Here is a 14820-nt window from a genome sequence, read left to right on the forward strand (position 1 = left end):
CAAAACTCCTACTCAGTTTAGCAAGTTAGCTAACATGGCAGTTGAAATGATATTTTTATAAAAAATATCTACCCATTTCTCTGCAGACTCTCTGCCATTAATGCGATCAACACTTAATGGCACAAAGATGGTTGAGCCTGGTGTGACTTTTACGTTAGCAGGAGACTTAAATAAGCCCCACGAGCTAGTACTTGAGCGCACCGACATCACTTCACCATTGGCTTGTACAATGTAAGCGTGCTCATATTGCGCAAGTTCTTTTACACCGCCACTAAGGCCAATATAGTCAAGTGCTGCACGGTCGTTGCGATATTTGTGAGAAGTGGGAAAGTAGACCTGCCCTATAACACTCACTTCGTCTTGATATTTTGGAACTACGATACGATCGCCATCTTCTAGCACGATATCTGATGACTCATCACAGCGCGTCACAGCGCTATGTACGTCTACGACCATGCGCCCTAATGCCTTTTCCGGAGACATATTTTTCAGTACATCAAACACATCTTTAGCCCTTTGGTCTTTTGGCATTTTTTCATCTTTGTTCACACCCTGTGAGATGTGTGCGTCGGCCAGTAAGCGTTCAAGTTGGTCGAACACTCTATCAAGGGCCTGTTGCTCTTTTTGGCGCACACTGTCCCGCAAGAAAACGGTACCGAAGAGATAGGCATCTTCTGTGAAACCACCCACCTTTTGCATTAACGAGCATAGGGTTTCCCTTTTATCTATTCGATATTTACCCGGAAAAGTAATTTCTCCTTCAATTTGCACGTACTGTGGTGATTGCACCCATTCAGGTTTTACTCTAAGCACAAGATGATCTTTAGGATGTAGAATTAGGTTGGTCGTATCGAGTAGCGGGTCGCTTTTCGTTAAGCTTATTGCTCGTGAATCTGTTCTGCTGAACTCGCTGTCCAGCAATACTTGACGAGATAACGTCGCGGCTACGCCATAAGCTTCTTCTTTCATGCCGCCAGCAGCGCTAATTAAGTCTTCAACACGCATTCCGGGCACCATAGGGTAGCTGCCGGGATGAAAGACGGCACCGCTCACCTGAACGACCGGCGCTTGCTGACCAAATTGTGTTTCCCGTTTAACCCGCTCTAATGGTGTCTTTATCAGTGATGCGCGGTCTATGTCTTGATTAAAGAGAAATACTTTGTCTTTGGGCTGAAGTATAGGGTTGTGGTCAAGGTTGTTTACCAGAGCTTCTTTTAGCGATACTCTCACAAAATAGAGACGGTCAGATATCAAGTCGGTACGCGCAAGCAGTGCATACTCCAAATCAACGCCGCCTTCTAATCCTCCGGCATACTGAATCATATCGAGCAAACGCGCCCCCATATGTAAAGGGTACGTGCCAGGGTGGGGGATAGCACCTTTAATATCAACAACTTTAACAGGTGCGCTCGCTGTTGCTTCATTTTCCATTTTGGTTACTACTTTTGACAATTGGCTTGCACGCGGTGAGTGAGTATCAAAAACGATGACTTGATCTCTTGGGTGTAGAAGTAAATTGTCTTTCGTGTATTTATCGGAAATGGCATTTTGAAGATTAAAATATATGGCTTGCGTGCGCTTGTCAGTGCGGTCTTCTCGCTGGATCATAGCTGCATCAAACTCGGCACCTTGTCTTAGAATGCTTTTTGAGTGAATAAGATCTGACACTCTCATGCCTTCGAACCATTGAAAGCCACCGGGTGTTAAAACATGGCCAGAAAGCAACACCACATCATCCATTTTATCCAGCACGGGGAATACGCGAATGAGATCACCGTTTTGGACGTTGGCTGATGTTTCATTACTACCTTTAATAGCCAAGTTGGCTTGCATAAGGGTATACATACCACTAGTGGTCACTCTTTCTATTTGCGCATTTTTGGGGTTGGCGGTGGGCAGCAAACCGCCAGCCAGTGCAAGAATTTGCGCAGCATTGTTTTCTTGTGAAATCTCGTAGATTGCTGGGCGTAGAACTTCTCCTGCAATACCTACAGTAGGGCCAACGGGAGGAACAAAAATAAGGTCACCTTGACGCAAGTATATGTTTGCACTGTCATCGCCTTGCAAAAGCAGCGCATACAAATCTAACGTAGTAATTAACTTGCCGTGACGTTTAACTTGAATGTTTCTCAATGAACCGGTGCGCTTAACGCCACCGCTTGATACAAGTGCATTAATAAGTGTTGAAAAACCACTTACTGAATAGCTTCCTGGTTTTGAAACTTCACCCACAAGCATGATTTGTATAGAGCGAAATTCAGACAAGGTTACAATGGTTTTGATACCTATACGCTTGGTTTCAATGGCTTCTGAAATAGCGAGTTTAGCTTCTTCAAACGTAAGCCCACTTACTGTAACTGCACCGGCATCGGGAATGAGCAACATCCCTTCTCTTGTTACCGTTAAATTGTACTGCACGTTAGTGGCTGCAAAAGCCTGAACCGTAAAGGTATCGCCCGGGCCGATAACATAATCGTAAGGAACCGGCATATCTGAAATGGGGGCAAAGGTGGTTGAAACACCTGCGAACATATCGTATCCAAAGAGGGTTAATTTGCTCTGAACGCGTTGCTGTAGAATTTCTTCTTCAAGGCTCACAGGGCGCAGAGATTGCGAAACGTTTTGCTCAAGTTGCGTGGTTGGTTCGCTGAAATCATTTTCGTCTCTCTGTATAACGATGGGAAGGTTAGACGTTACTTCGCCAAGCTCTGGCGTTTGCGCTGAAACTATCGCTTGGCGACGCTGTTTATCTTCCAATGTTGCCACCCCCATGCGCTCAACTTGAGCAAAAACATGTGTGCAGACAATACCTGTGGTTATAAAACCAAGTACAAACTGTGTCATCAATTTCATGATTTACTGCTCCATTTGCGCAAAGCGATTAGTAGGGAAACGGGGACAGCCGCTGTAATCCACTATTTTGCCGAGTTGAGTATTTGGGCATCTGTCTTGATAGTCGTAGATACCATCTCTGTCTTCGTCTGCTGGGCCTTTGTACAGCACCGATTCTACAAAGTTAGCCATGGTGCTAGACTGTGCTACTTTATCTACCGCTGCTGAAAAGCCACAGCTATCGGCATTTTCCAAGCGACTACGTGACATTCTGTTACCAACGCCAATGGTGTAGAAGCATAGCCCAGCTTGACTGTGCGGCCAGTTGATGGCGCTGGACTCTGGCATGAGGATGTGGGCATTGTGAGCAAAAGACACACGCTGACGCATACGCATGACAGCATGTTCGACCGATTCATCAATTTGTGACCACGCAGTAACTAAAACAACCGCCGATGGACCTGCCAAATTCCCCACCAGTTCTGACACGAAATCCAACGCAACAGAAAGTGTTTGCACTTCGATATGCTGTGAAGCACGGTCGCCTGATAGCGCATTCTCAAGTTCACTGGGTAACAAGGGGGCAACACTGAATCTGGCATCAAGCGGTGCGAAAATCTGTGGGTTTTGCGCATCGTTGTACGTTATCACCGTACTGCTAAAAGATTGATTTGGCATGGTTTTAACAAACCTACGAATAACTTCTTTGGCATAAAACCGCGTATCAATGCCACGAAACTCTCTGTCTAGGGCTGAACTTTGGTCAATTACAAAGACAAGATGCTCGACGCGGGGCTCTAATCTAAATTGCGCTACACGGTTATCGATGGGCATTGGATTAAATATATGAACGGTTTGGCGATGCAGTGCTGTGTTGTAATCATCAACGCTAGCCATGTGAGAATGCTCAGGAACATGTACGAGGTTTTCTGTAGCAATGCAGCCCCAGAGATTACTGAGTAACCCTAAGTAAACGATACCTTGAATCCATTGTGCTAGTTTCATCTGGCTCACCTTTTCACCTTCTCACTTTGTCACCTTCTTACCTTGTTACTTTCTTACTTGGGCAGAGCGGACAGCTACAGTGCATCACCGCGTCGAGTTTCTTGTGGGAACCAATTTAAATCTAGGTTCGCAAAGAAATGCGCGGTGCTTAATAGGAGAGAGCAAGAACTACTCCATGCGGATTAAAAATTAGTATGGATGTGTAATTTCTCGTGCTAACTGTAAGATTTGTAAATGAAAAAACCTTAAATGTGTGACTCAATCACATGTCACTTGCATCCAGTTAAGCCTGTTAAAGCAAAGTTGCAAAAAAGGAATTTTTCGCATTCTAAAAACGGCGATTCGCAGATTGCGAATTGCGAAAAATGGCAGTGTTTATTCATTAGTTCTCTATTTTTAAAGGATAGTTTTTAAAAAAATCATGGGGTAAGAGAGGTGGGGTTGTAGAGATAAATTCGCTGGCACAAATTTAGCAATATCTAGCAATATATATCTGCCTACCAATATACATAAACCAACATACAACTGAAAGTTAGCAACGGGTTTAGCTGAACAATGTGAGTAGCGCAGATCTATCCATTAAGAAGCCCATTAAGAGGCCTATTTAGAAGTAGTGTAGGCAGCATAAGCAAATGCACAATAGAGGAAGCAAAATATGCCAGACGTATTCATATTAGGTTTTACAAAGTGTGCGACAACAAGTTTGTACAACCAATTGATGCAGCATCCTGATGTATCGAAAACAAAGCGCAAAGAGCCACATTTTCATTTTGCTAAAGTTAAAGGCGACGTATTCTCAGGGCCAGCAGATAATGACACTGTTCGTCAGATGTTTGTTACTGATGAAGCTAAGTATCACGCGTTGTACGAGCCAAACAAAATCTCAATAGATGGCTCTGCGATGTCTATCGAACATCCTGATGTGCTCAGGCACATTAATGCGCAGTTTCCGAATGCAAAATACATTGTAATGCTACGAGATCCCATCGATAGAGCATTCTCTGCATATGCACACCTAGTAAGAGATGCCCGTGAAACATTGACATTTAAACAAGCGTTGTCTCACGAATTGTCAGGTGCAAGAGACGACTACCTACCTATTTGGCAAAACATCAAGTCAAGCCGCTTTGTTGAAGCAACCCAGTTTGCCCGTTCATTGCTAGGCGACAGATTGAAAGTGATTGACTATGGCGACTATGCAAAAGACAACCTCAAGGTTATGAGTGACATTGCGGATTTTATTGGAATAAGCAACATCAATTGGAAGCAAGACTTTGCTAACCGTTCTGGTATTCCTCACTCGAAACTATTACAAAAGATACTCATGCGTCAGTCTGTTGCTAAAACGCTTTTTGTTTCGCTTTTTCCTGAAAAGTTCGTCACCACGTTGAAGCGAAAATTGGTAGAAAGAAATACAGGAAAAAAGCCTGTTTTGACTGAAGAAGAACGTACTTTCTTTACTCGGTTACTCGAGGATGAACGGGCCAAAATCCATCCGAATACACCAGATACACAGTTATTACAGTCGTTGTATCAGTAATGAACACTGCGCAGCAAACCTCAATTGTGCCTCATATCCTGTTCGGGATGTTTATCCTAGAACTGATATTTCTTATGGTCAAAAAGGTCAATCTTACTTTCTATGGCCCTTTTGATTTATTTGAGAAGCTTTTTCCTATTATTGCAATTGGCTTGCTGGTTACCACTATTAGACCGCGTTTAAATTACCAATGGTGGGCTGCACTGGGCTTCTATATTGGGTACTTGCTTTATGGTATTGCTATTTCCTTAGCTAACCAGAAAGGCATGAAGATCATACTAGTTCAGCTTTATCACGAGCTAAAATTCTTCCCTATGGTCATGCTTTTTGCCGTAGCACGTTGTGATGAAATTTGGACATCGCGCACTATTAAAGTTATTAAGCCCCTTATCTTTTTATGTATTCTCCTTATCATTTTTCAGGCCGGAGCTCCGGGGGCATATGATGCTCTATTTAAAAGTGGAGGCCATTTTGAGCCCGGCCATCTTGGCGGGCGTCTAGTCCCTCGTTTTGTTGGCTGGTTTTGGCATCCCGGTCAGTCGGCATTGTTCTTTACCATTGCCGCGGTACTTATTAGCGTTGAATACCACAGAGGTCATATTCGCTTTGGGCACTCATTGGTATTTCTTTGTATTGTCTTTGTCTTTTGTGCCATTCAACGTCTTGAACTTATGTTGCTATTTATGGCCTTGCTTGCATTGAAAGTACAGCGCATCTTCAACTTCGACTACCGGTTTATTCTGTCCTTGATTGTCTTTGCTTTTTTTACGTGGCTAATCGGTTACCTAAGTTGGGATAAAAACAATGTTTGGCATGTGCTTGAAAACTTTGAATCACCACGAGTCATTTTCTTGGTCGAGTCGGTTTTTGTATTGTTTGAAAGTGATTTTCTAGGTGGTGGTTGGGGAACCATAGGAAGTCATGCGGCGGCTGATGTGGCGAAGGTCTATGAATACAACGCCATGAAAGATTTATGGTGGATAAAGCTCGGTCAGTATTTTTACGACACGTATTGGCCCCATGTCATTGGTGAAACTGGCCTGCCTGGCTATTTCCTTCTGTTACTTTCTATGACGTTTATGGTGTGTGCGCTTAAGCGCCCTGAAGCAAGCCTACTTCTTTTCTTACTTTTACTAACTAGTGCGCTCTCGTCTAATGCGCAATCGCTCTATCACCTTACTATTTTTGGTTGGTTTATTACATTGCTGGAAAGTGATGCAAATGGATGGCGCCGAGACGCGCCAGAACCAGAGCCAGTTTTAAACTCTTAAGCTTTTTGTTGTAGGAGAATTACGATGAACAATGAAACTCAACGCCAAGGTGTTGCTATCGTAGGAACAAAAGCGCGAGGAGGGATCCACGCTGTTATTGAAAATCACATTCAAGCCGGTGTCTATGATGATTACAAACGCTACCTTATTGTTTCCCATGATGATGGCAGTCTCATAAAGCGTTTCTATGTCTATTTTGCTGCGTTGGCAGCGTTATTACATTTATTGATAAGCGGAAAAATTGCCATTTGTCATCTTCATGGTTCTCATAAAGGAAGTATTTACCGCAAAGCCTTATTCGTTTTTATCTGTAGGTTATTTCAATGCAAGGTTATCTTTCATTTGCACGGTTCTGTATTTGCACGTACCTACGATAACGCGGGTTGGTTTTACAAAGCGCTGGTGCGTTACGTGTTAAACAATACCGACAGCGTATTTGTACTTTCTCAGTACTGGGCAAACTATGTAGGCTCAATTTCAAATAACCCTGATATTCGAGTTATCAATAACTTTCCTTCGCCGGTATTTGAGGAGTTGTTCGCAACTCGGTGTTTTAATCATGATCAACAGGTCAAACTGTTATTTTTAGGGTACATAGGCCAACGAAAAGGAATCTATGATCTCGTTGACGCAGTGGACATGCTGAAACAGCAAGGCGTTTCTGGGTTTTCCATTACCGTAGGGGGAAATGGCGAAATTGAACAGCTCAAGGCATTAATTGATGAGAGACAGCTGAATGACTATTTCGAGGTTATTGGTTGGGTTACAGGCGAGCAAAAATACCAGTTGATGAAAGAGTCAGATTTACTGTTATTGCCGTCACATAATGAAGGGCTACCTATTGCTATTCTTGAAGCCATGTCAGCAGGATTAGCCGTGCTTAGTACCACTGTAGGTGGAATACCGGAAGCAATACCAAATGAAGAGTCAGGCTTGCTTATTGAACCTGGCAATCATCAAGCACTCGCTCATGCAATCGCCAAGTACATCAATAATCGAGAGCTTATTGAGCTGGCGGCAAGGAACTCTCGCAAGCGTTACGATGTGGCGTATTCAAGTACGGCCAACTTAACGGTAATTAGAGATGTACTCGATGGCTTATTAAATCACGAACTCACAGTATTTCGTTAAAAGCGCATTCATGATGGATACCACGCAACAAAATACGGCGAAAATATCAGTGATTGTTGCTGCATACAATGCTGAAAGTACATTAGGTGTGGCAATTGAATCTGTTTTGAAGCAAACGCATTATTGTGTTGAACTTATAGTTGTAGATGATTGTTCAGCAGACAATACATTTTCGATAGCAAAATACTACGCTATGCGCGATCCACGGGTATGTGTGCATCAAACACTTGAAAATTCAGGCCCCAGTGCTGCGCGCAATTTAGCTATAGCGCATGCGACGGGAGACTGGATAGCCGTGCTTGACGCTGACGATTGGTTTGCGCCAACAAGGCTTGCCGAACTACTAGAGGTTGCGCTTACTAAACGCGTTGATATGGTGATAGACAGCTACTTTTTGGCAGATAAAGATAACCACATTAGTTATGCAACTAAGCACAGCAATTTATGCCCAGAAGGAGAAAGCATTCCTGTTGACGCTGCTTATTTTGTTAAAAACGGGTTGGGAGCTACTAAGCCTCTCATCAATGCAAAAAAAATAGAATGCTTGCGATTTTCAACTCATGTTAAAAGTGGAGAAGACTTACTGTTTTATTGTCAATTGCTGTTGACTGGGGCGAGTTGTCAATTTGTTAATAAACCTTTGTATTATCGCACGGAAGCGCCAAGCTCATTATCAAGGGCAAATAAAGTACGCTTTTTATCAGAATTGATTAGCGTCTTTGCGTTGCTACGCCGTATCACAGAACAACACATCGCAGCAAAACATCAAGGCTGTTTCGATAATTTATTGGAAGCCATTGACTATCGACAAAGTATTACAGAAGACGCTTTAGTCGCTGCGAAGTGGAGAGGTTGGGTATTGTGCAAGCGTGCTTCTGCACAACCTTCATTATTCACCTTTCACCAACTCATTCGCCACTGGTGGAACCGTAAACAACGCTACGCTATCAACACACTGTAGTGTGCCTTCACTACAATTTCATCGATAGTGCTTTCTCTATTTTGTCTCTATTTTGCATTCTGCATAAGTGACCTTCAAAACGCATTTTCAATTTGCGAAATGCAAATCTATCTGAATGCTGATTTCAAGTTAATTTATTGATTAATTTATAAAAATAAAGTTGGCCTGTGCTTTGCTGATACTCCTTTGTCGTTAGTACAATCGTTGTATTGACCGTCGCTATTAATGGAGTATCACCATGAAAAAGAAAAAACTTTTAGCTGTAGCTTCTCAGGGCGGACACTTAATTCAACTTTTAAGACTTAAGCCTGTTTTCGACCGTTATCAAACCAGTTATGTGTCAAACCAATATCGCGAGGGTATGGGAGAAGACTATTCTCAGGTTATCGATGCCAATGGCAATGAGAAATTAAAGCTGCTTATCTTGTTCGCGCAAATGAGTTGGGTAATGCTAACCAAACGCCCTGATGTGGTTATTTCTAGTGGGGCAGCACCAGGTTTCTTTGCGATGATGTTAGGCAAAATGATTGGCGCAAAAACCATATGGATAGACAGTATTGCCAATGCGGAAGAATTGTCATTGTCAGGTAAAAAAGCAGGCGCTTTTGCTGACTTATGGCTAACTCAATGGCCAAATTTAGTAGAGCCTACTGGACCGCAATTTTCAGGGAGAGTGCTATGATTTTTCTTACCGTTGGCACGCAATTACCCTTTGACCGCTTTGTTGAAATAATCGATTCGTGGGCGGCAACAAATCCGAATATTGAGATATTCGCACAAATAGGTGAAGGCCAATATCAACCCAAGCACATGCAGTATTGTTCATTTCTCGATGAGGCTGCCTACAAGCAGGAGTTCGATAAAGCTTCTCTTGTACTAGCTCATGCGGCGATGGGCTCAATTATAACGTCTCTCATTGCATCGAAACCGGTTATTGTGTTTCCGCGAATTGCGGCGCTTGGCGAGCATCGCAATGAGCACCAGCTTGCAACATGTCGCAACTTTGAATCATTGGATGGCTGCTATGTTACCTATGACAAATCACAGCTACTTTCGACATTAGATGATGTGACATGCTTAAAAGGCGGCTCTTTAGGCTTGTACGCGAACCCAGATTTGCTTAATTGTATAGACAATTTTATTTCGGCAGCAGGGTAGTATACACCCATGTTTAGGGTTATTAGATGGCGAGACTACCTGGCCGAGCCACACATGAAAGAGATGTTGCTGGGTAGTTTGGCCGGCCTTGTGGTTAAAGTGTTGGCTGCACTTAGCTTGTTTGCACTAAATGTGGTGGTAACACGGGCATTGGGGGCACATGAAGCGGGGCTCTTCTTTTTAGGGTTTACGCTAGTCATGATAATTGCCACCATCGGTAGATTAGGCTTAGACCAAGCTGTAGTGCGCTTTATTGCTCGTGACAGAGAAAGTAAAACAAGCAACCAAATTCACAGTATATACGTCAAGGCGACATCATGGGCTTTTGGCCTAACACTGTTATTGACCTTAGTGTTCCTGCTTAGTGCCGAGGCGCTAAATGACACTCTCTTTAAGTTATCGGGTTTTACCCCAGTATTTGAAACCATGCTGTTGGCTACGCCATTCATTGCACTGTATATAGTTCATGCTCATGTGTTACAGGGGCTTAAGCAAATATCGAAATCTATGTTGGTGGCCAGTGTTTTTCTGCCCATCGTTATACTCATTCAGTTTGGTGTTCTGCCGGCAGTTTACGCCAAATATATGGCTGGCTATTTTGTTATTGCCAGTATTGTTACGCTACTGCTAGGTAAATATTTTTGGGCTTCGTCGGCACCAGTTGTAGAGACTTCCAGTCAATTCTCATCGGCGATACTCCGCGCCACATGCATGCCTCTGTGGATTGTGGCAGTGGTTCATCAAGTCATTCAATGGTCATCGCAAATCATGTTGGGGATGTGGAGCGATGCACAATCAGTGGCTTTCTTTGCAACTGCGCAGCGCACCGCGATGCTTACAAGTTTTATCTTATTTGCTGTAAATGCTATTGCCGCGCCAAAATTTGCTGCAATGCATGCGTCCGGTGATGCCGCCGGAGTTAAGCGATTAGCGCTTATGTCTGTTAAAGGAATGATGATCCTCACCGTACCAGTCACGATATTCATTTTACTGTTTCCTTCTTGGCTAATGAGTTTGTTTGGTGAAGAGTTTAGAAACGCAGCAACAGCATTGATGATTCTGGTAGTAGGGCAGTTTATTAACATCGCAACGGGTTCAGTAGGGCATTTACTGGCAATGACAGGCCATGAAACCAAAGTGCGAGACAACATGATTGCCAGTGGAATGGTCGCGGTTGGACTAGGAGTAGTTTTAATTCCTGAATACAACCTAATTGGCGCATCGGTGGCTTATGCATGTGGCGTCGCGTCGCAAAATTTATTAGGTGTATATCAGGTTAAAAAGTACTTGGGGTTTAATATTTTGTGTTTTTGGAAGGCGTGATACTGAGTGAAAAACTCGGTATATTGGCGTTCTCAAAAAACAAAGCGGACTGTGTTTATGGTCAGAGTCAGTCGATATTTATTCGCCAATATAGTTTTAGCTGTTTGCCTAAGTAACGCTATTCCAAGCGTATTAGCAGCACCAGATACAGGAAAAGCGCAATGGCGTGAAGCTGCGCCATTGCCTTATAAGGTGCAAGAAATTTACCCTGTAATGTATAAGCGGTACATCGTTGTTGCGGGTGGTTTGTCACCGGATGTCGACGATAATCGCATTGGTGTTTCAGACCGTGTCGTTGTTTACAGCCTCGATAATAAGCAATGGTTTGAAGGACCGCGTTTACCCGAGCCGCGTCACCATCCTATGTTGGTAGTGATAAAAGACAGGTTATTGGCTTTTGGTGGTTTTACCATTGATGAAAATGTTATGTGGCAAAACAGTACTGACGTACTTGAGTTAGTTACTAACCCTAAAACAACTCAAACCGATTCACAGCATCAGAAAGGCGGGATGACAGGTAATTGGAAGAAAATTGCCAATATGCCGACGCCTTTAGCTGAAACCCTTGGTGCAGTGTCTGGATCACAGGTTCACCTGGTCACTGGACGTAGCCCGTTGCAAAGCGAGCAGAATAGTCAATGGCGCGACCAAACCGACGTAAATACTCACTTAATATTTGATGTGGACACCCACTCTTGGTCGTATGGAAAAGAGGTGCCCACAGCCAGAAATAGTGCATGTAGTGTTACGGTAAAAGATACGATTTTCACCATTGGCGGTAGAACCGTTGAAGGGGGAAATCTCGCTACACATGAAGCCTATAATATGAACTCTGAAACGTGGCAAACTTTTGCGCCACTGCCCGAGGCACAAGGCGGTATAGCGTGCGCTGCCGTAAATGAGCATATTTATGTATTTGGAGGTGAGTTTTTCGATAATGGTGGCGGTGTTTACAGTAATGTTTGGGAATACAGCATTGCCTCTGACACATGGCAAGCGCTAAGCCATATGCCCAAACCTCGTCATGGCTTTGGCGCTATTGCAACTGAAGATGGCATTTTTGTTATTGCTGGTGCCCTTGAAGCGGGGGGAAACCAAACCAGCAACAGAATGAGTATTTTTTTACCTTCCGCACACTTTTCGAATTAACAGGCTCTAACAGTACGAGCACAGCAATGGGCGCATGATAAGGTGCCGCCCATTTGTTTGATGCAGAGCAAAGACGTTTCCCAACCCAGTCTTATAATCTTGTCTACACTATCTTAAATCAACCCGACATATAGTGTTTAGGCCAATTGAACTCTTCTGTATGAGAAAGCGATTCGTCGCGCAAGAGTTTATTGTGGCTTAACTATCGAAAAAGAGACTTATGGATAACCTTGTATTACTTGGCACAGTTATCGGCGGATTAGGCCTGTTTTTACTTGCTATTGGTATGATGACCGATGGTCTCAAATTAGCCGCAGGAAGCGCATTACGTGCTTTTTTAGCTAAGTGGAGTAATACACCGCTTAAAGGCATTTTTTCTGGCGCACTAATGACAGCGCTTGTGCAGTCTTCCAGTGCTGTAACCGTGGCCTCACTTGGTTTTGTTAATGCTGGTTTACTTAGCATGCGTCATGCACTAGGCATCATTTATGGAGCAAATATCGGTACTACCATGACAGGCTGGTTGGTGGCCATAGTCGGGTTTAAGTTTAATATTCAGGCATTCGCGCTACCCATGATAGGAATGGGAATGCTGCTTAAACTGGTGAAACCGAAAAGCCGTTTGGCATCTGTTGGAATGGCGTTAGCGGGTTTTGGTTTGTTCTTTGTGGGTATCGATACTTTAAAACTCGCCTTTGAAGGCATGGTGAGTGCATTTGACCTTAGTCAGCTTACTGCTACTGGCTTACAAGGTTTCTTTTTGTACTTGTCGATTGGGTTTGTTATGACGGTATTAACCCAATCTTCTAGTGCATCCATCGCATTAACCATTACCGCGGCGACATCGGGAATTATTGGCTTGTATGCCGCCGGAGCTATGGTTATTGGCGCAAATATCGGTACTACATCCACAGCGCTGCTAGCATCAATTGGCGCAACTTCCAGCGCCAAACGGCTTGCTACCGCTCAGGTGTTGTTTAATGTGGTTACCGCTATTGTTGCAGGGCTCATTTTGCCTTTGTTGCTAAGTGCGATAGGTGCATTAACACAGTGGCTTACTATTGAAACCAATCCAGGAATTACCCTCGCAATATTTCACACACTGTTCAACGTACTTGGTGTGGTGTTGATTTTTCCCCTTAACGACAAACTTGCTTCTTTTTTGGAAAGGCGTTTTACGTCAGTTGAGGAGAAGGCTGCGCGACCTAAGTATCTGGATAAGAATATTGCGCAAACCCCCGACTTAGCCGTGAATGCGCTTATTCTTGAAGTGTTATCTATATCAGATAGATTTCTTGCTTTGTATCCTACACTGATCTCACGAGGTGAGACGCCCACTCGCGAACCTGAAAGCTCGCCTGCCACTATCATCACACTTTGCAATACCGTGTCGCAGTTTATTGTTGATGTGGAGCGCTCGGCACTAAATGCTGATACCACACATTCATTGGCGTCACTGATGCGTGTTGAACACTACATAATGTCGTGTACGCAAAAAGCCCAAGCAGTTTTAACGGCAAACATGGATGCAGATACCCTAAAGGCCCCTGAATTAGACCGGCAAGTTATCGATTTCTTCGCGGCAACGAACACCTTTTTGCGTATGGTGCGGTGGCGACAATATGAAGATGAACAAGCCCTTGAATTACAATTCTCCCTGCTCAATAAAGAACACCACACTATGAAATCGTCGTTAGTGATGGGTGCAACACAAGGCCATATTAGTGTTGAGAAAATGTCTAATGTCACTGATTGTATGGAAAACGTATTACAAATAGCCCAATTGTGGTTGAAAGCGTTTGAAAGAATTCAGCAAATTGAAAGCAGTATTACTACACTCAATGAAAATCGGAATGATAACAGCGACGCAGCTCTAGCAGACTAATGTTTAGGGGGAAGTCAGTGGTAATTGTTTGGGTATACAGGAGAAAAGCATGGCAACGTTGACCTTTTTAGGTGCTATAGAAGGCGTAACCGGTTCAATGTATCTACTTGAGACTGCCTCCAGTCGTGTATTGCTTGATTGTGGTTTGTATCAAGGAAGACGGGAAGAAGAGGCTAAAAACCACGAGCCGCTTCCAATAGATGTTAACGCAATTGATGCGGTTATATTGTCCCATGCCCATCTCGATCACTCTGGTCGTTTACCGCTGCTAATTCGCGAAGGGTACGAAGGCTCTATATACATGACGCGCCCTACCCATGACCTGATTGAAGTTTTATTAAAAGACGCAGCATCGTTACAAGAACGGGATGCTGAATGGGAAAACAAGCGCCGTCGCCGTTCGGGTAAGCCTTTAATTGAGCCATTATACAGAGAAGAAGAAGTTGATGGCGTAATGGCACACTGCAGGCCAATTCGGTATCAAACGAAAAGGAAATCACCCAAGATATTACCGTTAACTTCGCCGATGCAGGGCACATCCTAGGTTCTGCCATTGTCGAAATTG

General features: G+C 43.7%; 12 protein-coding genes. 10 read left to right on the forward strand and 2 right to left on the reverse strand.

Annotation, left to right across the window (positions count from 1 at the left end; genetic code table 11):
• Positions 1–12: 12 nt before the first annotated feature.
• Positions 13–2853 (reverse strand): SLBB domain-containing protein, encoded by a 2841-nt coding sequence (locus EYR97_RS14120; protein ID WP_131094307.1) that lies wholly within the window; start codon positions 2851–2853, stop codon positions 13–15.
• A 3-nt stretch (positions 2854–2856) separates the two neighbouring features.
• Positions 2857–3837, reverse strand: coding sequence for a VWA domain-containing protein (locus tag EYR97_RS14125; RefSeq protein ID WP_131094308.1), 981 nt, complete (start codon positions 3835–3837; stop codon positions 2857–2859).
• A 655-nt stretch (positions 3838–4492) separates the two neighbouring features.
• Here EYR97_RS14125 and EYR97_RS14130 point away from each other — a divergent pair.
• From EYR97_RS14130 to EYR97_RS22470, 10 genes are all read left to right on the forward strand, one after another.
• Positions 4493–5377, forward strand: coding sequence for a sulfotransferase (locus tag EYR97_RS14130; protein WP_131094309.1), 885 nt, complete (start codon positions 4493–4495; stop codon positions 5375–5377).
• Entirely contained in the window at positions 5377–6648 is a 1272-nt protein-coding gene (locus EYR97_RS14135; protein ID WP_131094310.1) for a hypothetical protein, read from the forward strand. The genes EYR97_RS14130 and EYR97_RS14135 overlap by 1 nt, the downstream gene beginning before the upstream one ends.
• Before the next feature lie 24 nt (positions 6649–6672).
• Positions 6673–7779 (forward strand): glycosyltransferase family 4 protein, encoded by a 1107-nt coding sequence (locus EYR97_RS14140; protein WP_131094311.1) that lies wholly within the window; start codon positions 6673–6675, stop codon positions 7777–7779.
• A 10-nt stretch (positions 7780–7789) separates the two neighbouring features.
• Positions 7790–8740 (forward strand): glycosyltransferase family 2 protein, encoded by a 951-nt coding sequence (locus EYR97_RS14145; protein ID WP_131094312.1) that lies wholly within the window; start codon positions 7790–7792, stop codon positions 8738–8740.
• Positions 8741–8978: 238 nt separating this feature from the next.
• On the forward strand, positions 8979–9422 hold the full coding sequence (locus EYR97_RS14150) for a hypothetical protein (RefSeq protein ID WP_207308060.1): 444 nt from the start codon (positions 8979–8981) through the stop codon (positions 9420–9422).
• Entirely contained in the window at positions 9419–9898 is a 480-nt protein-coding gene (locus EYR97_RS14155) for a glycosyltransferase (RefSeq protein ID WP_165478048.1), read from the forward strand. Before EYR97_RS14150 ends, EYR97_RS14155 begins: the two co-directional genes overlap by 4 nt.
• Before the next feature lie 54 nt (positions 9899–9952).
• Entirely contained in the window at positions 9953–11221 is a 1269-nt protein-coding gene (locus EYR97_RS14160; RefSeq protein WP_165478049.1) for an oligosaccharide flippase family protein, read from the forward strand.
• Positions 11222–11227: 6 nt separating this feature from the next.
• The gene (locus EYR97_RS14165) at positions 11228–12370 is read left to right on the forward strand and encodes a kelch repeat-containing protein (RefSeq protein ID WP_131094316.1); all 1143 of its coding nucleotides are present in this window, start codon (positions 11228–11230) and stop codon (positions 12368–12370) included.
• Positions 12371–12590: 220 nt separating this feature from the next.
• On the forward strand, positions 12591–14255 hold the full coding sequence (locus EYR97_RS14170) for a Na/Pi cotransporter family protein (protein ID WP_131094317.1): 1665 nt from the start codon (positions 12591–12593) through the stop codon (positions 14253–14255).
• A gap of 49 nt (positions 14256–14304) precedes the next feature.
• Positions 14305–14799: an MBL fold metallo-hydrolase gene (locus EYR97_RS22470; RefSeq protein WP_242635027.1), complete on the forward strand. Its 495-nt coding sequence runs from the start codon at positions 14305–14307 to the stop codon at positions 14797–14799.
• Positions 14800–14820 lie beyond the last annotated feature (21 nt).

This window comes from Alteromonas sp. KUL42, from assembly GCF_006538325.1.
Taxonomy (GTDB): Bacteria; Pseudomonadota; Gammaproteobacteria; order Enterobacterales; family Alteromonadaceae; genus Alteromonas.

Bases quoted from the DNA above. Each gene is read 5' to 3' on its own strand.
- EYR97_RS14160 (WP_165478049.1), top strand. From the start codon at position 9,953: ATGAAAGAGATGTTGCTGGGTAGTTTGGCCGGCCTTGTGGTTAAAGTG.
- EYR97_RS14140 (WP_131094311.1), top strand. From the start codon at position 6,673: ATGAACAATGAAACTCAACGCCAAGGTGTTGCTATCGTAGGAACAAAA.
- EYR97_RS14135 (WP_131094310.1), top strand. From the start codon at position 5,377: ATGAACACTGCGCAGCAAACCTCAATTGTGCCTCATATCCTGTTCGGG.
- EYR97_RS14125 (WP_131094308.1), bottom strand. From the start codon at position 3,837: ATGAAACTAGCACAATGGATTCAAGGTATCGTTTACTTAGGGTTACTC.
- EYR97_RS14130 (WP_131094309.1), top strand. From the start codon at position 4,493: ATGCCAGACGTATTCATATTAGGTTTTACAAAGTGTGCGACAACAAGT.
- EYR97_RS14150 (WP_207308060.1), top strand. From the start codon at position 8,979: ATGAAAAAGAAAAAACTTTTAGCTGTAGCTTCTCAGGGCGGACACTTA.
- EYR97_RS14145 (WP_131094312.1), top strand. From the start codon at position 7,790: ATGATGGATACCACGCAACAAAATACGGCGAAAATATCAGTGATTGTT.
- EYR97_RS14155 (WP_165478048.1), top strand. From the start codon at position 9,419: ATGATTTTTCTTACCGTTGGCACGCAATTACCCTTTGACCGCTTTGTT.
- EYR97_RS14170 (WP_131094317.1), top strand. From the start codon at position 12,591: ATGGATAACCTTGTATTACTTGGCACAGTTATCGGCGGATTAGGCCTG.
- EYR97_RS14120 (WP_131094307.1), bottom strand. From the start codon at position 2,853: ATGAAATTGATGACACAGTTTGTACTTGGTTTTATAACCACAGGTATT.
- EYR97_RS22470 (WP_242635027.1), top strand. From the start codon at position 14,305: ATGGCAACGTTGACCTTTTTAGGTGCTATAGAAGGCGTAACCGGTTCA.